This is a genomic window from Pseudomonas sp. A (assembly GCF_056270345.1).
In genome coordinates this window covers 2,764,989-2,784,525 of the sequence record NZ_CM149873.1, presented here as the reverse complement: position 1 = coordinate 2,784,525, position 19,537 = coordinate 2,764,989, and the positions used below count along the sequence as shown (strand labels likewise).

The following is a 19,537-nucleotide window of genomic DNA, read 5'->3' as shown; positions in this document are numbered from 1 at the left end:
GCAACCTGCCGACCCTCAGCGCCACGCCTTTGGCTGCCGGTAGTCCGCCACCCACTGCGCCACCGCCTCCACCGGCATCGGCCGGGCGATGCCGTAACCCTGGGCCAGCTCGCAGCCCAGCCCCATCAGCACCCGCCCGTGCTCGACACTCTCCACCCCCTCGGCGATCACTTCGCGCCCGAACGCCCGCGCCAGGCCGATCACCGCGCCGGTCAGGGCCAGGTCGTCATGGTCATGGAGGATGTCGCGCACGAAGGACTTGTCGATCTTGATGGTCTGCGCCGGCAGGCGCTTGAGGTAGCTCAGCGAGGAGTAGCCGGTGCCGAAGTCATCCAGCGAGAAACGCACGCCCAACGCCCGGCAGGCATCCAGGCAGCGACCGACACGAGCCAGATTGTCGATCGCCACCGATTCGACGATTTCCAGATCCAGCAGCGCCGGGGGCACGCCTGGGTGTTGCCCCAGCAGCCGTTTCAGGCGCTGGGCGAAGTCGCCGCGCTGCAGCTGGCGGGCGGCGATGTTGACGCTCAGTGACCAGTCTCGCCCGGACAGCTGCCACTGCTGCAACTGGGTCAGGGCCTGGTCGATGACCCACTCCCCCAGCTCGACGATCAGGTCGGTCTGCTCCACGAAGGGCAAAAACTCCCCCGGCGGCACCGGCCCCTTGGACGGATGCATCCAGCGCAACAAGGCTTCGAAACCGATCACCTGACCGCTGCGCATGTTCACCTTGGGCTGGTAGTGCAGGCACAGTTCGCCCTGGCGCAGGGCCTGGCGCACCCGCGCCACGGTCTGGTGGGTGGCCTTGAGCTCAAGCTCCTGGGACACGTCGAACAGGTGGTAGCGGTTGCGCCCGCGCTGCTTGGCCACGTACATGGCCTGGTCGGCATGGCGCACCAGGGTGTCGGCGTCCTCGTCATCCTGCGGGAACAGCGTCACGCCGATGCTCGCGCTCAGGCTCAACGACTGCTCGCGCACCACATAGGGCGCGGCCAGCGCCTGGAGAATGCGCTGCAACGCGGCATGCAACTGCTGCGGGCCTTCGATATGGCGCAGGATCAGCACGAACTCGTCGCCCGACAGGCGCGCCACCGCATCGCCACCGCGCAGGATGTGCTGCAGACGCCGGGCGACCTCCACCAGCAGCAGGTCGCCGGTGGCATGGCCGTAGCCGTCGTTGACCGCCTTGAAGCCATCCAGGTCGAGCATGCACACCGCCAACGGAATACTCTCCCGGCGGGAGAACGCCAAGGCCTGGTTGAGCAGGTCGGACAGGTAGGCGCGATTCGGCAGGCCGGTCAAAACGTCATGCCCCACCCGCCACTGCAGGGTGTGCAGCAACTGGCGCTTCTCGGTCACGTCGAAGCGGATCGACACGTACTTGCGCACCTGGCCGGTGTGCGGGTCGATCAGCGGCACCATGGTGCTGTCCACCCAGTACAACGAGCCGTCCTTGGCGCGGTTGCAGATCTCGCCCTTCCACACCCGGCCAGCGGCCAGGGCGCGCCACATCTCGAGGAAGAAGGTCGGTTCGTGCAACCCGGAATTGAGGATGCGGTGGTTGGCCCCCAACAGTTCCTCGCGGCTGTAACCGGAGATGCTGCAGAACTGCTGGTTGACGTAGGTGATGCAACCGCGCAGGTCGGTCTCGGAAAAGATCGCGGCCGCATCGACGGCCGCGCGGTAGTTGTCGTCCATAAGCCTCGCAACCTAGCGGTTGAAGCGCTCCACCAGGGCGCGCAGCCCGGCGCACACTTGCTCCAGTTCCGCGCCGCGCACGGCGGCGGCATTGGCGCGGCGGGCGCTCTGCTGCACCGTGCCGGCCACGCCGTTGATCTGCCGCGAGACATCCTCGGCCACGCTGGACTGCTCCTGCGAGGCCGCGGCCATCTGCTGGCTCATGTCGCTGATGCGCTGCACCGCGTGCTGGATGCCCTGCAGGGCCTCCCGGGTCAGGGCGACCTGGGTCACGCCCTGCTGCGCGCCTTCCAGGCCTTGGCTGGCGATGCTCACCGCCTGCTCGGCACCGCCGCGCAGGCTGTCGATGATCGACTGGATATGCAGGGTCGACTGGCGGGTCTTGTCGGCCAGGGCGCGCACCTCGTCGGCGACCACCGCGAAGCCGCGCCCCTGCTCGCCGGCGCGGGCCGCTTCGATGGCGGCGTTGAGCGCCAGCAGGTTGGTCTGCTCGGCGATGGCGCGGATCATTCCGGCTGCCTCGGCAATGGCGCCGGTCTGACCGGCCAGCTCGTTGACCGCCTGGTTGATCTGCCCGACCGTGCCGGCCAGGCTCTGGATCGCCGCGCCGCTGGCGTCGGCCACCTGGCTGCCCTGCCCGGCCAGCAGGTGCGCGGTGTGCGCCTGCTCGGCAGTCAGTTGCACGTGGCCGGCGACCTCGCCGATGGAGGCGGCCATCTCGGTCATGGCGGTGGCGGTCAGGTCGGTTTCGGCACGCTGTTCGAGCAGTGCCGACTCGGTGCTGCGCGACAGCCGCCCGGCATCCTGGGCGGCGCCGGCCATCTGCGCGGCGAGGTCGCTCAGGCGGGTGAGCGCGGTCTTCAGGCGCGCCTCCTCGCTGATCAGGATCAGCTCCAGTTGCCCGGCGGCACCGGGCAGGTCACTGTAGGTCAAGGCCGCGACCGGGTCGCTGAAGGTGTTGTCGGCAACCTGAACGATGCGCCGCAAGTGGCGCCCCATACGGCTTTGCGCCCACAGGCCGACACCGGCGAACAGCGCCAGGGTCAGGCCCTGGGCGGGCAGTTCAGGCAAGATCTGGTTGGCGCCAATGGCCACGGCCCCCGCCAGCAGCGGCAGCGCCATGGCCCGCCCCAGCAGGGCCAGGCGCCGGGTCGGCGACAGCGCCGCCTTGCCGTCACGCAGCCGGGCGTACAGGGCTTCGGCGCGGGCCACCTGCTCGCGGGTCGGGCGCACGCGCACCGACTCGTAGCCGACCACCTGGCCGTTGTCGAGCATCGGCGTGACGTAGGCGTTGACCCAATAGAAGTTGCCGTTGCGGCAGCGGTTCTTGACGATGCCCATCCAGCTGCGGCCAGCCTTGAGGTACTGCCACATCAGCTCGAACACCGCCTCGGGCATGTCCGGGTGGCGCACCAGGTTGTGCGGGCTGCCGATCAGCTCGTCCTGGCTGTAGCCGCTGATGGCGGCGAACTCGGCGTTGCAGTAGGTGATCAGGCTGGCCGTGTCGGTCGCCGAAATCAGCCGCTGGTGCTCGGGAAAGCTTTGCTCGACCGGATTGACCGGCAGGTTCAGACGCACGATGAGACTCCATTCATACACGGCCCGACGCATGGCCTGACAGGAGGCCAGGGGCGCCGGAACCGTTCATCCTGGATCAGTTCCAATGTCCGACAACGCTTGCACACGGGCCGGCAAATGGCCGGATCGCCCTGGACGACTACTTGAATGACTGATCAATCAAAGCGGCGAATTCTACGAATTCCATCACATTTTGCAAATAAAGGTGACGAATCATGGCGTTGCGCCATATCGACATATATCGTTAAGTGCTTGATTCTAAATGGGAATTGAGCGATGACGAGAACAGGTCTAGGTCCAGCCCTGCGCCGCTACCGCAAACTGGCGGGCTTCACTCAGGCGCAACTGGGCGAGCGAACCGGCTTCGACCCCAAGACCATCAGCCGTTTCGAAACCGGCACCTACACCCCCAGCATCGAATCGCTGGTGAGCTTCGCCGAGGCACTGGGGATCAAGCCGAAAGTGTTCTTCAGCGACCCTGACGATGAAGACGAACAACGCGCCTACCTTTTCGGCGTGATCCACAACGCCCCTCCCAAGGACCTCGGCAAGCTGATCGCCGCCGTCGATCAGGTGCTGGCCAAGCCGTGAAATCCCCCCGCGCACCACGCTAGAGCAGAAGCACCGTCACTGCACCACAACTGGTCAGACCGGTAAGGCCGAAATCACTTGCAAAGTAAAAAAAATCGGCGTTTTATGGCTCGGCAGTGAACAAACCGGTAAGACCACAATAATTAAGTCCTGCGCTCTTTCGCTCCGTGTGGCTTGGGGGGCAAGGACACCGACCAGAGACTCCTCCCATGCTCAAATGGTGTTCGCGTTCGATCTTCCTCCAGGTTGTGCTCGGCCTTGCCCTCGGCATTGTCTGCGGCCTGAGCTTCCCCGACCTGTCCCTGCAACTCAAACCCCTGGGCGACGGCTTCATCAAGCTGATCAAGATGCTCATCGGCCTGATCGTGTTCTGCGTGGTGGTCAGCGGCATTTCCGGCGCCGGCGACCTGAAGAAGGTCGGGCGCATCGGCCTGAAATCGGTGATCTACTTCGAAGTGCTGACCACCCTGGCCCTGGTGATCGGCCTGGTGTTCGCCTTCTCCACCGGCATCGGCAGCGGCGCCAACATCCACCTCGACCAGCTGTCCAGTGCCGACGCCGGCGCCCTGGCCGAGCGCGGTGCGCACATCCACGGCACCACCACCTTCCTCATGGACCTGATCCCCACCTCGGTGGTGGGCGCCTTCGCCGACAACAACATCCTCCAGGTACTGCTGTTCTCGGTGCTGTTCGGCAGCGCGCTGAACCTGGTGGGTGAGTCGGCCTCGGGCATTTCGCGGCTGATCAACGAGCTCAGCCACGTGATCTTCCGCATCATGGGCATGATCGTGCGCCTGGCGCCGATCGGCGTGTTCGGCGCCATCGCCTTCACCACCAGCAAGTACGGCCTGAGCTCGCTGCAGCACCTGGGTGGCCTGGTGGCGCTGTTCTACCTGACCTGCGCCGGCTTCGTGCTGATCATCCTCGGCACGGTGATGCGCCTGTCGGGCCTGAGGCTGCTGCCGCTCATCAAGTACCTGCGCGAGGAGCTGTCCATCGTCCTCGGCACCGCCTCCTCCGACGCCGTGCTGCCCCAGGTGATGCGCAAGCTCGAGCACCTGGGCATCGGCAGTTCCACCGTCGGCCTAGTGATCCCCACCGGCTACTCGTTCAACCTCGATGGCTTCTCCATCTACCTGACCCTGGCCATCGTGTTCATCGCCAACGCCACCGGCACGCCACTGGCGATGACCGACCTGCTGACCATTCTTCTGGTGTCGCTGGTGACTTCCAAGGGTGCCCACGGCATCCCAGGCTCGGCCCTGGTGATTCTCGCCGCCACCCTGACCGCGGTACCGGCGATCCCGGTAGTAGGCCTGGTGCTGGTACTGGCCGTGGACTGGTTCATGGGCATCGGCCGGGCGCTGACCAACCTGATCGGCAACTGCGTCGCCACCGTGGCCATTGCCCGCTGGGAAAAGGACATCGACCTGGAACGCGCCCACAACGTGCTGGCCAACAAGCCTGGCTTTGCCCCGATCACCCGCAAGCAGGGCCAACCTCATCAACAGGAATTCTAAGCCCAAGGCCGCCGGCGCCCAGCGCCGGCCGGCCAAGCGCAAAGATGCCGCGTCAACCAAGGAGCGAACCGTGATCAGCTCTTCGACCGTAGTCAATTCAGTGGTGGAGAAACTCCGCCAGGCCCTGGCCCGCGGTCAGTGGCGCAGCGGCGACATGCTGCCCGGCCAGCGCGAGCTGGCCGAACAACTGGGGATCAGCCGACCGAGCCTGCGCGAGGCGGTGATCGTCCTGGAAACCCTGGGCCTGGTGCGCTCGATGCCCGGCAAGGGCGTGCTGGTGCTGGATGCAGACGCCGCCCAGTCACAGGAAGCGGACACCGTCGCCGAGGCCAGCCTGGCCGATGTGCTCGAGCTGCGCTACACCCTCGAACCCTTCATCGCCGGGCTGGTGGCGCAATCGGCCGGCAGCCAGGACATCGGCCAACTGCGCCTGACCCTGATGGACATGCGCGAAGCCCTCGATGCCGGTGACAGCGAGGCCGGCATCAACGCCTACATCGCCTTCCATGAGGCGCTGTTCGCCCTGACCACCAACCCGATCTTCCAGAGCGTGGTGCAGCAGACCGGCAATGCCCTCAAGCAGAGCGCCGCCATGCTGCGCAACTCGCCCGAGCACCTGGCTGCGCGCCTGAGCGAGAACGAAGCGGTGGTGCGCGCGATCCGCGAGCGCAACAGCGCCAAGGCCAGCCAGCAGATGCGCCAGCACATCCTTGCCGAGGGCCAGCGCATGGGCATCGCCCTGAACATCCCGGACGACCAACCAGGCACCTGAATAAAGAAGGAGAGCGACCATGACCGCCTGCGCCCAAGCCGCCCCCCGCCTGCCTGCCCTGCTCGGTGCCGGCGAGACCCGCCTGTCGGCGGAACAGATCTACCCCCGGCTGTTCGACGCCATCCTCGAACAGCGCCTGCCCCCCGGCAGCGCCCTGCCCGAGCAGGCGCTGGGCAATGCCTTCGGCGTCAGCCGCACGGTGATCCGCCGGGTGCTCGGGCGCCTGTCCGACCAGCAGGTGGTGGTGCAGCGCCCCAGCCATACCGCGCACCTGGCCGCGCCCGACCCCGAGCAGGCGCGCCAGGTGCTCAGCGCCCGGCGCCTGGCCGAAACCACGCTGATCGGCCTGGCCACCCAGCGCGCCCGACCGGCGCAGATCCGCCAACTGCGCCAACTGGTCGAGCGCGAGCGCCAGCACCATGAACGCGGCGAACGCTGCACGGCAATCCGCCTGGGCGGCGAGTTCCACATGAAGCTGGCGCAGATGGCCGCCAACGCACCGCTGGCGCGCTTCCTCAACGGCCTGGTGCCAATGACCTCGCTGATCATCGCCCGCTACGAGTCGCCGTGCTGCGAGCACTGCGCGTGGCAGGAGCACGCGGCGATCATCGATGCGGTGGAAAGCGGCGACGGCCAGGCCGCGCTGAGCCTGATGCACGAGCACCTGGATCGCCTGGAGGGCAAGCTGGAACTGGACGGGCCCAAGGGAAACCGTGCCGGATGATCAGGCGGCGGGATCCGCGCGAGACTCCCGGGCATCCCGGCATCCCGTCGGGCTTGTCCTGCCGAAGGTGCCATGAACACAACTGCAACCATTCCAAAATCAGCCAGCCATTCGCTCGATAGCGTTCCCACGGCCCCGCCAGAGGCCGCGCCCACGCCAAGACCAAGCCCGGCGGGCGGTGAACTCAGCGCGGCAATGTCGCTGGACACGCTGGCCAGTGACGAGTCGTATGTGCTGTTCGACGAACACGGGCGGGTCCTGTGTGCCCAGCAGCAAGGATCCTGGGGCTGGGCCTACCTGGGCGATTTCGACACCTACAACTCGGATGTGCTCTACATCGCCGTATCGGCCGCAGGCGGTGGGCGCCTTGCCACGCTGGACGTCTCGGCGAACGATCGCCCCTGGAGCCTTTACGCCAATGGCCCCATCGGCAGGGACCCTTGGTTGTTCGCCTCCGGCCAAGGCTGGCCAGGTTACCCGCGGATCAACCTGTGCCCCGTAAGCAACGGCAACAACGCCCAGCAATTCACCCTGCAGGTCGAAATCGACGGCGAGCGCAAAGCCTTCAAGGCCGGCAGCAGCACCTGGGACTGGCTGTACCTGGCAAGCCCCGCAAAGGAACCCACGCGCTTCACCCTGCATCGTTACCATATCACCGGCCAACGCCTGTTCGACCTCATCAGGACGACCTGGCCGAGCGTTGCCGCCGACGCACTTTGTGAAGCCGACAGTGCCTACCAGGCCATCTCGTCACACCACGCCAGGCAGATCTGGCAGGACGCGGGCCTTGGCCGCTGCCGCTGGCGCAGCGAAAGCTTCGACTGCGACGACTTTGCCTTTGTCTACAAGGGCCAGGCCTCGCTCGACGCCTACCACGGCAATGCAACCTACCCCTACGCCGTGGGCTGGATCGCTGGCGCATGCGGCAACGAGGCGCACGCGGTGAACCTGTTCCTGGACCTGGATGGCCATCTCAAGACCCTGGAGCCGCAAACCGGCGAAATCATGCTGGCGCAAGACTGGCCCTATGCGCCGTACCAGGTACTGATCTGAGACCTGTCACTTTTCACCTGCTGCATCGACCGAGCTGAACGCCACCGAGTCGACGCCAGGCAGGATCGACACTTCGTCCCCCAACGACCATTCCGCCACCCGCGCCGCCAGGGCGGCGGGCACACCCGGCGAGCCGCCTGGGCCGGGCGGCACGTCGTAGGTGGCGTGGGCGTCGTGCGCCAGCAACACCTCGAAGCCCCGTTGCAGCGCGGCGCGGGCGGTGGCGGCCAGGCACATTTCCGAGAGCAGGCCGCACAAGGCCAGGCACTGGACTCCCAGCTCATCCAGCAAGGCCTGCAACCCGGTCTCGACAAAGCCATCGTCCTCGGTCTTGAACAGCACGTGCTCGCCACGGGCCGCCGGGAAATACAATTGCCAGCCGGCCGTGTGCGGGGCGTCCGGGGTATCGGGGGCGCCGTCGTTCTGCAGGAAGATCACCGGCACGCCGGCCTGCCGCGCACGTGCCAGCAAGCGGGCGATGCTCGTCTGCAGGGCGAGATGAGCGGGAACGGCGTCGGGCCCTTCCATGAACGCGCATTGCACGTCCACCAGCAACAGGGCCTCGGCCCGGGGGATCGGTTCAGCGGGCATGCGACGCTCCAGTGCGAGAGATGAAAGGCCGAGCATAGCGCAGCCCCAGGGAGCGCCGTACCATGACCGCCGATTCATCACAGGGTCTTGGAGGCCAATATGAAGCACGCTATCGCGCCAGTGGGCGCGGAACATTTCGATCGGCTGGCCGATCTGTGGGAGGCCTCGGTACGGGCGACCCATGACTTTCTTCCCGATGGCTATATCGAGCGTCTGCGCCCGCTGGTGCGCGAGCAGTACCTGGGGTTTGTCGAACTGCGCGCCTGGCGGGACAGTGAAGGCCATATCCAAGGGTTTGCCGGGGTGCATGACGGCAAGCTGGAAATGCTCTTCATCGACCCCGCCTGCCGTGGCCAGGGCATCGGCAAGGCGCTGCTGGCCGGCGTGGTCGAGGAACTGGGCGTGCGTGAGGTGGGCGTCAATGAACAGAACCCACAGGCGGTGGGGTTTTACCTGAAGCAGGGGTTTATCCAGGTGGGCCGCTCGGAGGTGGATGGCCAGGGCGATCCGTATCCGTTGCTGCACTTGAAGCTGGAGGGGTGAACATGTTTATCAAGCCTGCCAAGGGGGCCGCTCTGCGGCCCATCGCGGGACGAGCCCGCTCCTACAGGTATTGTGCAGTACCTGTAGGAGCGGGCTTGCCCCGCGATGAGGCCCGCAAGACAAACCTATACTTCGGATAACCACCCAGCCTCTCGCCAAGGGGGCAATCCGCGTGAAATCAATCCTTGCGATGTTTGCGCTCTGCCTCCTGCTGGCCCTCGCCAGTTGCGCCGGCAAACGCCCCCCGGCCCCGCCGCCACCGCAGAACCTGCCCCCCGCCGTCTGGCAACGCATCGACCAGGACATTATCGAAGCCTCGGTCGCCGCCGCAGGCTCTGCCAACGACTACGCACGGCGTTCCATGCGCGTGTGGAAGGAGCAGGTGCAGCAACGCACCGAGAACGATTTCATCCCCTGGTTCACCGGCTACTGGACCCAGCAATGGCTCACGCTCAAGGTGGCCTGGTACACGATGAACAGCGGCAATGGCAACGAGCCGCCGGAAAAGCGCCTGGGCCTGTACCTGCAGGAGCAGTACCGCGAACGCGTGATCGACCCGGTGGCCGAGCAGATCAACCCCGAGGGCATCCGCGACCGCGCAAGCGAGCTGTACCTGCAACTGCTCGGCCAACAGCTGCCGGCGATCATCCAGCGCTACAACGCGCCGCCCGAGCAGTTCAGCCAGCGCCTGAACCGCATCCCGATCATCGCCCTGGGGCCGCCGGATGCACGCAACGCCTCGCTCTACCAGTTGCTGCGGGCCAAGTCGCTGGACCAGCAACCGGCCTGGCAATCCCTGCGCCAGCACCTGCACCAGCAGGCCGCCAAGGCCCCCGGGCAGACCGATGCCGGGCTATCGTCAGTGGCTACCCAGGCCAGCGAGAAACTCGGCGCCACCCTGGCCCCGCGTGGCGCCGCCAGCGCGATCGCGGCGGCAGTGGGCAAGGCGGCAGGAGCGCTGATCTCGGTGGCGGCAACCGGCTACGGCATCATCACCCATGACCGCGAGCAGCCGCAGATGGTCGAGCAACTGCGGGTGATCCTCAATGTGGCGCTGAACCAGGAATGGCAAGAGCTGATGGAGAACCGCCAGAGCGGGGCCATGGCTGGGGTGTATTACTTGTCGGGGCAGGTGGAGGACAGTTTGCTGGGCTATCGAGCGCCGTGATCTGTAGGAGCGGCCTTGTGCCGCGAAAGGGCTACGGAGCAGCCCCTGGATTTCAGCATTTATACATAGATCGCCGGGGCTGCTGTGCAGCCCTTTCGCGGCACAAGGCCGCTCCTACAGAAGGCTCAGGCCGTCGCCATTGCCGAAGTCGGCAAGCCAAAGATCCGGTCGAACGCCCAGTTGTAGACGAACGTGTAGCACGGCACCAGGATGATGAACGCCAGGTCCACCAGCAACGCCTCCAGCAGGGTCATGTCCAGCCACCAGGCGATCAGCGGGATCAGGTACACCACCAGGGTCAGCTGGAAGCCGATTGCATGCGCCACCCGACGGCCCAGGCTGCGGCCGCGCTTGGCCTGGCGGCTCTCCCAACGCTCGAACAAGGTGTTGTAGATGAGGTTCCAGACCATGGCGATGGTGGTGATCATCACCGCCAGGGGGCCGGTGTGCGAGGCCTGGGTGTCGGACAGGTAGGCCAGGCCCAGGGTCGACATGCACAGGCCGATCAGTTCATAGAAGGTCACGTAGACCAGTTTGCGTTTGATTCCTTGCACAAAGTTACCTTGCTGCGGGGATGACGAAGACGCGCAGAATGAATCAATAAACTTGACAGAAAAAGTCGGCAGCCTTCAGATTTACTGAAAGGAGACTGCCATGAACTTTTCCAGCGACACCATCCTGCTGTTTCTCGCCGTGCTCGACCGCGGCTCGTTTTCCGCCGCCGCGCGGGCCCTCGGGCGGGTACCCTCGGCGGTGAGCATGGCCATCGGCAACCTCGAGGCGGAGCTCGGCTACCCGTTGTTCGAGCGCGGCTCGCGCGAGGCGCGCCCGACCGCCCAGGCCCAGGCCCTGGAACCCCATGCCCGGCTGATCGCCGAACAGCTCGGGCTGCTGGAAGTGCACGCACTGGAACTGTCGCGCGGGCTGGAGAGCAGCCTGGCCATCGCCGTGGTCCCGGATATCGACCAGCGCCCGTTGCTCAACGCCATTACCCGCCTTGGCGAGCGCCATCCGCTGCTGGACATCGAACTGCTCGCCGCGCCCCAGGAGGAGGCCCTGCAATTGCTCGACAGCGGTCGCGCCGGCCTGTGCCTGGCCTTCGCCGGGTTGCAGGTGGACCCACGGCGCAGCTTCCAGCACATCGCCATGGAGGCGCTGGTGGCCACGCTGTCGCCGCAGCATCCTGCCCTGCGCGAAGGGCGTATCCGCCACCTTGAAGACCTGGTCAACCTGCGCCAGATCCTGGTGCGCAGCCGCGACCTGCCGCTGTCCGACCCGCGCTCGCTGATCGGCACCTCGCACTGGCGCACCGACAGCCTGGATCTTGCCGTGCAGATGGTCGAGGCGGGCCTGGGCTGGGGCGACCTGCCCCTGTCGCGGGTCGCGCCGCTGATCGACGCCGGGCGCCTGGTGCGCCTGGAATTCCACAACACCCGCAACGAACTGCAACTGCCGGTCAATGCCTTCTGGCTGAAGCAGCAACCCCTCGGCCAGGCGGCCAGGGCGCTGGTGAGCCTGTTGGCTTCGAAATGATTTGTCACTCTGTTAGGGCAATTGCGCCAAGCACTGCGACATTTAGTCTTTCAACATTTTTCAGATTCGGCCGATAGCGTTGCAACAGGCTCCGCCATTCGTGCCACAAGCACGCGGCGCCCTCCTTTCACTGGCTCAAGGTCTCGAAACATGAACCTGAAATTCCGCCACAAGATCCTGCTCAGTGCCTGCGCCGTCGTCGTACTGGCCTTTGCGCTGTTCACCCTCTACAACGACTACCTGCAGCGCAACACCATCCGCCAGAACATCGAGTCCTCGGTGCGCCAGGCCGGCGCGCAGACCGCCAGCAGCGTGCAGAACTGGATGAGCGGACGCATCCTGGTGCTGGAGAACCTGGCCCAGGACATCGCCCAGCAGGGTGCCGGCAGCAACGTGCCGGGCCTGGTCGACCAACCGTCGTACACCAGCAACTTCCAGTTCACCTACTTCGGCCAGAACACCGGCCTGTTCACCCAGCGCCCCGACGCCAAGATGCCCGATGGCTACGACCCGCGTCAGCGCCCCTGGTACACCCAGGCCGTGGCCGCCAACCAGACCATGCTGACCCCGCCCTACATGGCGGCGGTAGGTGGCCTGGTGGTGACCATCGCCATGCCGGTCAAGGCCAAGGGTAGCGGCGAGCTGATCGGTGTGGTCGGCGGTGACCTGAGCCTGAACACCCTGGTCGACATCATCAACGCCGTCGACTTCGGCGGTATCGGCCACGCCTTCCTGGTCGACCGCAATGGCCAGGTGATCGTCAGCCCGGACAAGGACCGGGTGATGAAGAACCTCAAGGACATCTACCCGGGCTCGCCGCTGCGCGTGGAAACCGGCATCCAGGAAGTGAGCCTCGATGGCAAGGAGCGCATCATCTCCTTCGCCCCGGTTGACGGCCTGCCGTCGGCGCAGTGGTACATCGGCCTGTCGATCGACAAAGAAAAAGCCTACGCCCCGCTGAGCCAGTTCCGCACTTCGGCCATCATCGCCATGCTCATCGCCGTGGCCGTCATCGCCGGCCTGCTGGGCCTGCTGATCCCGGTGCTGATGAGCCCGCTGACCACCATGGGCCGCGCCATGCAGGACATCGCCGAAGGCGAAGGCGACCTGACCCGCCGCCTGGCCGTGCAGCAGAAGGACGAATTCGGCGAGCTGGCCACCTCGTTCAACCGCTTCGTCGAGCGTATCCATGCCTCGATCAGCGAAGTGTCGTCGGCCACCCGCCTGGTGCATGACCTGTCGGAAAAAGTCGTGGGCGCCTCCAACGCCTCGCTCTCCGGCTCCGAAGAGCAGAGCATGCGCACCAACAGCGTCGCCGCCGCCATCAACGAGCTGGGCGCCGCCACCCAGGAGATCGCCCGCAACGCCGCCGATGCCTCGCAGCATGCCAGCGGCGCCAGCGAGCAGGCCAACGGTGGCCGCCAGGTGGTCGAAGAGGCCATCAGCGCCATGACCGCCCTGTCCGAGCGCATCAGCGAGTCCTGCGAGCAGATCGAGACCCTCAACGCCAGCACCGACGAGATCGGCAAGATCCTCGACGTGATCAAGGGCATCTCCCAGCAGACCAACCTGCTGGCGCTCAACGCCGCCATCGAGGCCGCCCGTGCCGGTGAAGCCGGCCGTGGCTTCGCCGTGGTCGCCGACGAAGTGCGCAACCTGGCCCACCGCACCCAGGAGTCGGCCGAAGAGATCCACCGCATGATCACCAGCCTGCAAGTTGGCTCGCGCGAGGCGGTGCACACCATGAACACCAGCCAGGTCTCCAGCGAAGAGACCGTGCAGGTGGCCAACGAGGCCGGCGAGCGCCTGGCCAGCGTCACCCAGCGCATCGGCGAGATCGACGGCATGAACCAGTCGGTGGCCACTGCCACCGAAGAGCAGACCGCCGTGGTCGAGAGCCTGAACCTGGATATCACCCAGATCAACGCGCTGAACCAGCAAGGGGTGGAGAACCTCAACGAAACCCTGCGCCACTGCGACGCCCTGAGCCAGCAGGCCGGGCGCCTGAAGCAACTGGTCGGCAGCTTCCGCATCTGACCTGCCGCCCGCTCCCGCATGCACTGCGGGAGCGGGCTTGCCTCAGGCCACCGCCACCTTCGCCCCCCTGCCCCGCCGCAACCACCCCACCAGCACCGCCGCCATCAGCACGAACCCCAGGTAGCCGAACAGCGGATACACCTGCCCGACCAGGCTGATGAACCCCACCAGGCTGCAGACGAACCCCACCCCACCGGCCACCACCGCCCCCCAGCGAAACTTCACCGTGCCCGCCGGCAGCAATCGCGACAGGAACGAGAACAGCGTCCCCACCGCCGTGTTGACGATCATCCCGAAGATGATCAGGCACATCACCAGCCCGAGCAGCGGCGACACCCCGCTGGCAATCGACAGCATCGGCATCGGCAGCGCGGCCACGCTGTCCAGGCGCGACAGCAGCCCCGCGCTCATCACCAGCATCAGCCCGCCCAGCGCCGCGCCGCCCAGCAGGCCGCCGACCACGGCAACCCGTCCATTGCGTGCCGAGCCGCCGAGGATCGCCAGGATCGGCGCGCCGGCAACGATGTTGTAGGAGACATACAGGAACGCCCCAAGCAACCAGTGATGGGTGCCCGCCTCCTGCTGGCTGGCCACCTGGTCGAGCGCCGCGAAACTTAAGCTGCGGGTACACACCGCATACAGTGCGATGGCCGAGGCCACCAGGATCAGCAACGGGGTGATCGCGCCGATGGCCACCATCACCTTCTGCACATCCAGGCAGACGATGGCCACCACCAGCACGGTAACCAGCACGCTGCCGGCCAGCGCCGGAATGCCGAACTGCTGTTCAAGCAGTGCACCGCCACCGGCGAGCATGACCACGGTCACGCCGAACATGAAGAAGGTAATGAGCCAGTCGACCAGCACGCCCAGGTGGCGACCGCAGATGGCCTGGATCACCTCCTTGTGCGAGGTGGCCTTCAGGCGGTTGCCCAGCCCCGCCAGGGCCATGCCGAGAAACGTGAACAGCGCGGCGCTGACCAGCGCGCCGACCAGTCCCCAGACGCCGAAATCGACGAAGAACAACAGCAGTTCCCGCCCGGACGCAAAGCCCGCCCCCACGATCACGCCGACGAATGCGCCGGCGATCTTCAGCTGCTCTTGCATGTGCACCTCTGGTTTTTATTGTTGTGTCGGGTCGTTGCAGGGGTTGTTGTGGGAGCGGGCTTGCCCCGCGATGGCTGTATCGCGGGACAAGCCCGCTCCCACAGTGTCAGTTGTCCTGACCGATGTAGGCCTGCACCTCGATCTCCACATCCACCCCCAGCGCCAGTGCCGAGGCCACCGTCGAACGCACCGGCAGCGCCGCACCGAAGAACTCCTTGTAGACCTCGTTGAAGCCGGCGAAATGGCTCATGTCCGACAACCACACGGTGCACTTGACCACCTGGTCGAAGCGCGCGCCGCACGCCGCCAGGCTCTCGGCGATACGCTCGCAGGCCGCCCGGGTCTGCGCCTGGATATCGCCACGCACCACCTCGCCGCCCGGGCTCATCGGCACCTGCCCGGACAGGAACAGAAAGCCCCCGGCCTTCACCGCACGGGAGAAGGGAAACGGCAGGCTGCTGGGAAAACGCTGGATCTCATTGCTCATGGGATGCTCCATTCAGGGTTGGATGAAACGTGCCGGGGACAACCGTGCTGGCTCGACCCCCTGGCTGACAAGGCTGGCGCACAGCGGCAGGCCCAGCAACAGGTCGGCCGCCAGGCGCGAAGCCCCGGCGGCGGACTGGATACCGTAGCCGCCCTGGGCGGCCAGCCAGAAGAACGCGGGGGAAACCGGGTCGAAGCCGATCACCAGGTCGCCATCGGCGACGAACGATCGCAGCCCCGCCCAGCTGTGGCTGGGCCGGCGGATCTCGAGGGTGGTCATCGCCTCGATGTTGTAGATCCCCAGCGCCAGGTCCAGCTCTTCGGGCGCGGCGTCCTGCGGCTCGACCGGGTCGGCATTGGCGGGCGAGCCCAGCAGTTGGCCGGCGTCGGGCTTGAAGTAGAAGCTCTCGTCGACGCCGATCACTGCCGGCCAACGGGCGAAGTCGTGCTGCGCCGGGCCAGGAAAGGTGAACGCGCTGCGCCGGCACGGCTGCAGGCCGACCTTGCCGATCCCGCACTGCCCGGCCACCTGATCGGCCCAGGCGCCGGCGGCATTGACCAGTTGCCGTGCGCGCAGGCGGCTGCCGTCGGCCAGCTCGACATGCCACTGGTCATCCAGATAGTACGCCTGCACCAGCTCGGCATTGCAGCGCACCTCGCCACCGGCTTGGCGCAGGCCGCGCAGGAAGCCCTGATGCAGGGCGTGCACGTCGAGGTCCATCGCCCCGGTCTCGTGCACGGCGCCGGCCAGCAGTTCGCCGCGCAGGCTCGGCACCAGCTCGAGCGCCGCCGTGCTGTCGAGCAGGCTGACGGCGGTGCCGTTGGCCAGGTTCTGGGCGTAGGTGCTTTCAAGCAGATCGTGCTGCTCATGGCTGGCGACATACAGGCAGCCGCGGGGTTCGAGCAATGGATGCTCGCAGAAGCCCGCCGGCGGCTGCTCGTAGAACGCCCGGCTGGCGCGGGTCAGGGCCTGGATCTGCGGGGTGCCGTAGGCCTCCATGAACATCGCCGCCGAGCGCCCGGTGGCGTGATAGCCCGGCTGCGCCTCGCGTTCGAGCAGCAGCACCTGGCGCTGGCCGGCCAGTCGGTAACCCAGGGAGGCGCCAGCGATGCCGGCGCCAATGATCAGAATATCGTGGACCTGTCCCATGCACGCTCCTGCGGCGCTAATTATCATTTGTGAGAATTCTAATATATGAGAATTTAGAAATACGCAAGGCACCAAGGTAAGATGCCCGACCACAGCATAGCCCGAGAGCCCCGATGCCCGACGCCCCCACCACCCGCACCCCGCTCGACCGCAGTGAAGTCGGCGCGCGCCTGCGCCAGGTGCGCAAGGCCCGGCAGATGACACTCAAGCAGCTGTCGGCGCTCAGCGGCGTACCGCTGTCCACGCTGTCGAAAATGGAGCTGGCGCAGGTCTCGGTAAGCTACGAAAAACTGGCCGCCGCCGCCCGCGCCCTGAACCTGGACATCGCCCAGCTGTTTCGCGCCAGCGGCCCGGTGGGCGCGCCGCAGCCGGCCACCGTGGTAGTCGATTCGCTGGCGGCGGTGGCGGGTTATTCCACCGGCACCTACGACTACTACCCGATCGCCGGCGCCTTCCCCGAGCGACGCATGACCCCGGCCTATGCCCGCATCATCGCCCGTGAACGCGGCCAGTTCGACGATTTTATCCGCCACCCCGGCCAGGAGTTCGCCATGGTCATCAGCGGGCGCGTGCGCATCGAATTCGAGACCGGCGAGGCGGTCAGCATCGGGCCTCAGGAGACTGCGTATTTCGACAGCCAGGTGGGGCATATCTACCTGTCGGAGAGCGAGGATGGCGGCGATGCGCAGGTGATGGTGGTGATGACTGATCGCTGAAGCGCCTGGAGGTAACTCATCCCCCTGTAGGAGCGGCCTTGTGCCGCGAACGGGGCGCGGAGCGGCCCCAGGATTTCAGCGTTCAAGCAACAATCGCCAGGGCCGCTGCGCAGCCCTTTCGCGGCACAAGGCCGCTCCTACACAAAGCCAGTGAATGAGCCGGGCCAGTTATAACCTAATAACGAACAAGTCTATTTGGCTATAAAAAAATCTATATGCTGGCATCCATCCGATCACGGGCAAGCTGGGCGTCGAGTAGCGTATGGATGTAGGTTCTTTCGGTTTCACCATTGCGGGACTGGTTGTGGGCTTCATCGTCGGCATGACCGGCGTCGGCGGCGGTTCGCTGATGACCCCGATCCTGCTGTGGTTCGGCATCAACCCGGCCACCGCCGTGGGCACCGACCTGCTCTACGCCGCCATCACCAAGGCCAGTGGCGTCTGGGTGCATGGCCGCAACAAGAACATCGACTGGAAGATCACCGGCTGGCTGAGCCTGGGCAGCGTCCCGGCCGCCGCGCTGACCCTGTGGTTCCTCAGCACCCTGCACGCCGACACCTCCGCGCTCAACGCCATCATCAAGCAAGGCCTGGCGGTGGTGCTGATCCTCACCGCCCTGGCGATCCTGTTCAAATCGCGCCTGCAGGCCTTCGCCAGCAAGCATGCCGGCGATCACTACCACCTCAGCGACCGCACCCTGAACATCCTCACCGTGATCACCGGCGTGGTGCTGGGCGTGATGGTCACCCTCACCTCCATCGGCGCCGGCGCGCTGGGGACCGTGGCGCTGTTCCTGCTGTACCCGTTCCTGGTCACCCGCCGCCTGGTCGGCACCGAGATCGCCCACGCCGTGCCGCTGACCCTGGTGGCGGGCCTGGGGCATGCCGGCATGGGCAATATGGACTGGTCGCTGTTGGGCTACCTGCTGCTGGGTTCGCTACCGGGGATCTACCTGGGCAGTCACCTGACCGGGCGTATCTCCGACCGCGTGCTGCGGCCTTGCCTGGCGACTATGCTGTTGCTGATCGGCTACAAGCTGGCGTTCTGAGCCGTCCCTCAGACCCTGTAGGAGCGGCCTTGTGCCGCGAAAGGGCTGCGCAGCGGCCTTGTGCCGCGAAAGGGCTGCGCAGCGGCCCCAGGATTTCAGCATTGACGGAAAAATCGCCGGGGCCGCTACGCGCCCCCTTCGCGGCACAAGGCCGCTCCTACAGGGGACATGTCAACCTAGGCACCACAGTACCGGCCAGAATTCCGGCTTTACGTATCCACAGCGATCCAGCCGGGCCACCCGCTCCAGGCGCATGCGCTGACCGTCATAGCGCCATTGCTGGACCAGGCCACAACCGCGCTCCAACAGGCTTTTATCAGTGGCCTGCAATTGGCCACTTTGCGGATCGAACGTCACATGGCCACTGAGCTGCGGTGCCAGTAACGGCGTCGGCGCCTCGAAGGCCATTTCACTGATCTGGTAGGGCTCGGTGCGAGACACCCGATACAGGTAATTGGCGCAGAACTCGCCACTGCACCCGACATTGAGAATGACCAGGGCACTGTCAGCGTCCAGCGGGTACACCTCATAGTGGCTAAAGCTGAGGCCCGGCACATCACCTTCGACACCCGCCTGGCGCTTCACCGTCCTGCCGATTTCATGCGCCTGCTCGTCGCTCATGCCAGGCGCGGCGACAAACTGCGGCAACGCCGCCGCGACAGGAGCGTCAGGCACCTCGGCAGCCGGGACGTCGCCCACCCGCACCAGCGCATCGGCATGCCCTACCCGACCCTGGACCGCATCAATGGCCAGCAACGCGCCACTAATCCCCTGCAACGACGCCACCAGCTCGCCATCCTCGGTCAACGAACTCAGGCGATTGCCGTTGCGTATCTGACGGATCAGCGCCAGTGCCGCATCACCTTCGAGCTGCAGGTCGAAATCGTACTCACCTTGGATCCGCCGCCATTGAGCAGACAGTTCCTGACCATCAAGCAACACCTGGTCGGCAAACGCCGGCCCGACACGCAGCGTCAGCTCGAGCTTACCCTGCGGCCCTGCCTCGCGCCGGACGATGGTCTGCAGGCCGCTCATCAGCTCGTCATCGATCGCCAGCAACGCCGTGCAGGCACGGGTGTTATCACAGCCGACCGCCCAGTCCTTGACCTGCCGGTACAGCGGCACCGCCTCGAGCGCTGCCGGGTCGCTTTCGGCCTGCGCGGCCAGTGGTGCCATGAGCGCCAGCAGCAGTGCCGCACGGTGGCGTTTCATCCATTGCATG

Annotated in this window: 19 protein-coding genes and 2 pseudogenes; 12 read left to right on the top strand and 9 right to left on the bottom strand. The window is 66.1% G+C overall.

What is annotated here, in order from left to right; genetic code table 11:
- Positions 1-15: 15 nt before the first annotated feature.
- The 3 genes and pseudogenes from AC0MAZ_RS12675 to AC0MAZ_RS12665 all read right to left on the bottom strand — a co-directional run.
- On the bottom strand, positions 16-1,698 hold the full coding sequence (locus AC0MAZ_RS12675) for a putative bifunctional diguanylate cyclase/phosphodiesterase (RefSeq protein ID WP_475861287.1): 1,683 nt from the start codon (positions 1,696-1,698) through the stop codon (positions 16-18).
- 12 nt (positions 1,699-1,710) lie between these two features.
- On the bottom strand, positions 1,711-2,820 hold the full coding sequence (locus tag AC0MAZ_RS12670; protein WP_442964127.1) for a methyl-accepting chemotaxis protein: 1,110 nt from the start codon (positions 2,818-2,820) through the stop codon (positions 1,711-1,713).
- Between the two features lie 174 nt (positions 2,821-2,994).
- Positions 2,995-3,309: pseudogene (locus AC0MAZ_RS12665) on the bottom strand (PAS domain-containing protein); the annotation flags it as partial.
- 243 nt (positions 3,310-3,552) lie between these two features.
- On the opposite strand from AC0MAZ_RS12665, the gene AC0MAZ_RS12660 reads away from it, so the two are divergent.
- The 5 genes from AC0MAZ_RS12660 to AC0MAZ_RS12640 all read left to right on the top strand — a co-directional run bounded on the left by AC0MAZ_RS12660 (position 3,553) and on the right by AC0MAZ_RS12640 (position 7,936).
- On the top strand, positions 3,553-3,867 hold the full coding sequence (locus AC0MAZ_RS12660; protein WP_203647389.1) for a helix-turn-helix domain-containing protein: 315 nt from the start codon (positions 3,553-3,555) through the stop codon (positions 3,865-3,867).
- Positions 3,868-4,076: 209 nt separating this feature from the next.
- Positions 4,077-5,387 carry a C4-dicarboxylate transporter DctA gene (locus AC0MAZ_RS12655; protein ID WP_110738147.1) on the top strand — a complete coding sequence of 437 codons (1,311 nt, stop codon included), beginning with the start codon at positions 4,077-4,079 and terminating at the stop codon, positions 5,385-5,387.
- A 70-nt stretch (positions 5,388-5,457) separates the two neighbouring features.
- Positions 5,458-6,159, top strand: coding sequence for a FadR/GntR family transcriptional regulator (locus AC0MAZ_RS12650; RefSeq protein WP_203647390.1), 702 nt, complete (start codon positions 5,458-5,460; stop codon positions 6,157-6,159).
- A gap of 19 nt (positions 6,160-6,178) precedes the next feature.
- Complete coding sequence (locus AC0MAZ_RS12645) at positions 6,179-6,883, top strand: GntR family transcriptional regulator (protein ID WP_475861284.1); 705 nt, start codon at positions 6,179-6,181, stop codon at positions 6,881-6,883.
- A gap of 195 nt (positions 6,884-7,078) precedes the next feature.
- Positions 7,079-7,936 carry a lectin MOA-related protein gene (locus tag AC0MAZ_RS12640; RefSeq protein WP_475861283.1) on the top strand — a complete coding sequence of 286 codons (858 nt, stop codon included), beginning with the start codon at positions 7,079-7,081 and terminating at the stop codon, positions 7,934-7,936.
- 6 nt (positions 7,937-7,942) lie between these two features.
- Here the strand turns inward: AC0MAZ_RS12640 and AC0MAZ_RS12635 are convergent, their stop codons facing one another.
- Positions 7,943-8,527: an isochorismatase family protein gene (locus tag AC0MAZ_RS12635; protein WP_475861281.1), complete on the bottom strand. Its 585-nt coding sequence runs from the start codon at positions 8,525-8,527 to the stop codon at positions 7,943-7,945.
- Between the two features lie 99 nt (positions 8,528-8,626).
- Between AC0MAZ_RS12635 and AC0MAZ_RS12630 the strand changes: the two genes are divergently transcribed.
- Positions 8,627-9,070: a GNAT family N-acetyltransferase gene (locus tag AC0MAZ_RS12630; protein WP_475861279.1), complete on the top strand. Its 444-nt coding sequence runs from the start codon at positions 8,627-8,629 to the stop codon at positions 9,068-9,070.
- A 190-nt stretch (positions 9,071-9,260) separates the two neighbouring features.
- Entirely contained in the window at positions 9,261-10,238 is a 978-nt protein-coding gene (locus tag AC0MAZ_RS12625; protein ID WP_475861420.1) for a hypothetical protein, read from the top strand.
- 125 nt (positions 10,239-10,363) lie between these two features.
- Here the strand turns inward: AC0MAZ_RS12625 and AC0MAZ_RS12620 are convergent, their stop codons facing one another.
- On the bottom strand, positions 10,364-10,792 hold the full coding sequence (locus tag AC0MAZ_RS12620) for a PACE efflux transporter (protein ID WP_203647395.1): 429 nt from the start codon (positions 10,790-10,792) through the stop codon (positions 10,364-10,366).
- 100 nt (positions 10,793-10,892) lie between these two features.
- Here AC0MAZ_RS12620 and AC0MAZ_RS12615 point away from each other — a divergent pair, with 100 nt between their 5' ends.
- From AC0MAZ_RS12615 to AC0MAZ_RS12605, 3 genes and pseudogenes are all read left to right on the top strand, one after another.
- Complete coding sequence (locus tag AC0MAZ_RS12615; RefSeq protein ID WP_475861278.1) at positions 10,893-11,771, top strand: LysR family transcriptional regulator; 879 nt, start codon at positions 10,893-10,895, stop codon at positions 11,769-11,771.
- Between the two features lie 150 nt (positions 11,772-11,921).
- Positions 11,922-12,905 (top strand): annotated as a pseudogene (locus AC0MAZ_RS12610) (cache domain-containing protein); the annotation flags it as partial.
- Between the two features lie 162 nt (positions 12,906-13,067).
- A complete protein-coding gene (locus AC0MAZ_RS12605; RefSeq protein ID WP_371263136.1) occupies positions 13,068-13,808 on the top strand; it encodes a methyl-accepting chemotaxis protein in 741 nt (246 codons plus the stop codon).
- A 42-nt stretch (positions 13,809-13,850) separates the two neighbouring features.
- Here AC0MAZ_RS12605 and AC0MAZ_RS12600 read toward each other — a convergent pair whose 3' ends face one another.
- From AC0MAZ_RS12600 to AC0MAZ_RS12590, 3 genes are all read right to left on the bottom strand, one after another.
- The gene (locus AC0MAZ_RS12600; RefSeq protein ID WP_475861276.1) at positions 13,851-14,915 is read right to left on the bottom strand and encodes a YkvI family membrane protein; all 1,065 of its coding nucleotides are present in this window, start codon (positions 14,913-14,915) and stop codon (positions 13,851-13,853) included.
- A gap of 106 nt (positions 14,916-15,021) precedes the next feature.
- On the bottom strand, positions 15,022-15,402 hold the full coding sequence (locus AC0MAZ_RS12595) for a RidA family protein (protein ID WP_110738477.1): 381 nt from the start codon (positions 15,400-15,402) through the stop codon (positions 15,022-15,024).
- A gap of 12 nt (positions 15,403-15,414) precedes the next feature.
- Complete coding sequence (locus AC0MAZ_RS12590; protein ID WP_203647399.1) at positions 15,415-16,551, bottom strand: NAD(P)/FAD-dependent oxidoreductase; 1,137 nt, start codon at positions 16,549-16,551, stop codon at positions 15,415-15,417.
- A gap of 113 nt (positions 16,552-16,664) precedes the next feature.
- Here AC0MAZ_RS12590 and AC0MAZ_RS12585 point away from each other — a divergent pair, with 113 nt between their 5' ends.
- Together AC0MAZ_RS12585 and AC0MAZ_RS12580 are read left to right on the top strand one after the other, a co-directional pair.
- Positions 16,665-17,267, top strand: a complete 603-nt coding sequence (locus AC0MAZ_RS12585) for a helix-turn-helix domain-containing protein (protein ID WP_203647400.1) — start codon at positions 16,665-16,667, stop codon at positions 17,265-17,267.
- A 262-nt stretch (positions 17,268-17,529) separates the two neighbouring features.
- On the top strand, positions 17,530-18,315 hold the full coding sequence (locus AC0MAZ_RS12580; protein ID WP_050705024.1) for a sulfite exporter TauE/SafE family protein: 786 nt from the start codon (positions 17,530-17,532) through the stop codon (positions 18,313-18,315).
- A 171-nt stretch (positions 18,316-18,486) separates the two neighbouring features.
- Here AC0MAZ_RS12580 and AC0MAZ_RS12575 read toward each other — a convergent pair whose 3' ends face one another.
- Positions 18,487-19,536, bottom strand: a complete 1,050-nt coding sequence (locus tag AC0MAZ_RS12575) for a DUF1176 domain-containing protein (RefSeq protein WP_475861273.1) — start codon at positions 19,534-19,536, stop codon at positions 18,487-18,489.
- Position 19,537 lies beyond the last annotated feature (1 nt).

Excerpts from the sequence above, each read along its gene's own strand:
- AC0MAZ_RS12625 (WP_475861420.1), top strand. The coding sequence starts at position 9,261 with ATGTTTGCGCTCTGCCTCCTGCTGGCCCTCGCCAGTTGCGCCGGCAAA.
- AC0MAZ_RS12640 (WP_475861283.1), top strand. The coding sequence starts at position 7,079 with ATGTCGCTGGACACGCTGGCCAGTGACGAGTCGTATGTGCTGTTCGAC.
- AC0MAZ_RS12580 (WP_050705024.1), top strand. The coding sequence starts at position 17,530 with ATGGATGTAGGTTCTTTCGGTTTCACCATTGCGGGACTGGTTGTGGGC.
- AC0MAZ_RS12590 (WP_203647399.1), bottom strand. The coding sequence starts at position 16,551 with ATGGGACAGGTCCACGATATTCTGATCATTGGCGCCGGCATCGCTGGC.
- AC0MAZ_RS12660 (WP_203647389.1), top strand. The coding sequence starts at position 3,553 with ATGACGAGAACAGGTCTAGGTCCAGCCCTGCGCCGCTACCGCAAACTG.
- AC0MAZ_RS12605 (WP_371263136.1), top strand. The coding sequence starts at position 13,068 with ATGCGCACCAACAGCGTCGCCGCCGCCATCAACGAGCTGGGCGCCGCC.
- AC0MAZ_RS12655 (WP_110738147.1), top strand. The coding sequence starts at position 4,077 with ATGCTCAAATGGTGTTCGCGTTCGATCTTCCTCCAGGTTGTGCTCGGC.
- AC0MAZ_RS12670 (WP_442964127.1), bottom strand. The coding sequence starts at position 2,820 with ATGGCGCTGCCGCTGCTGGCGGGGGCCGTGGCCATTGGCGCCAACCAG.
- AC0MAZ_RS12630 (WP_475861279.1), top strand. The coding sequence starts at position 8,627 with ATGAAGCACGCTATCGCGCCAGTGGGCGCGGAACATTTCGATCGGCTG.
- AC0MAZ_RS12595 (WP_110738477.1), bottom strand. The coding sequence starts at position 15,402 with ATGAGCAATGAGATCCAGCGTTTTCCCAGCAGCCTGCCGTTTCCCTTC.
- AC0MAZ_RS12585 (WP_203647400.1), top strand. The coding sequence starts at position 16,665 with ATGCCCGACGCCCCCACCACCCGCACCCCGCTCGACCGCAGTGAAGTC.
- AC0MAZ_RS12575 (WP_475861273.1), bottom strand. The coding sequence starts at position 19,536 with ATGCAATGGATGAAACGCCACCGTGCGGCACTGCTGCTGGCGCTCATG.
- AC0MAZ_RS12615 (WP_475861278.1), top strand. The coding sequence starts at position 10,893 with ATGAACTTTTCCAGCGACACCATCCTGCTGTTTCTCGCCGTGCTCGAC.
- AC0MAZ_RS12600 (WP_475861276.1), bottom strand. The coding sequence starts at position 14,915 with ATGCAAGAGCAGCTGAAGATCGCCGGCGCATTCGTCGGCGTGATCGTG.
- AC0MAZ_RS12645 (WP_475861284.1), top strand. The coding sequence starts at position 6,179 with ATGACCGCCTGCGCCCAAGCCGCCCCCCGCCTGCCTGCCCTGCTCGGT.
- AC0MAZ_RS12635 (WP_475861281.1), bottom strand. The coding sequence starts at position 8,527 with ATGCCCGCTGAACCGATCCCCCGGGCCGAGGCCCTGTTGCTGGTGGAC.
- AC0MAZ_RS12675 (WP_475861287.1), bottom strand. The coding sequence starts at position 1,698 with ATGGACGACAACTACCGCGCGGCCGTCGATGCGGCCGCGATCTTTTCC.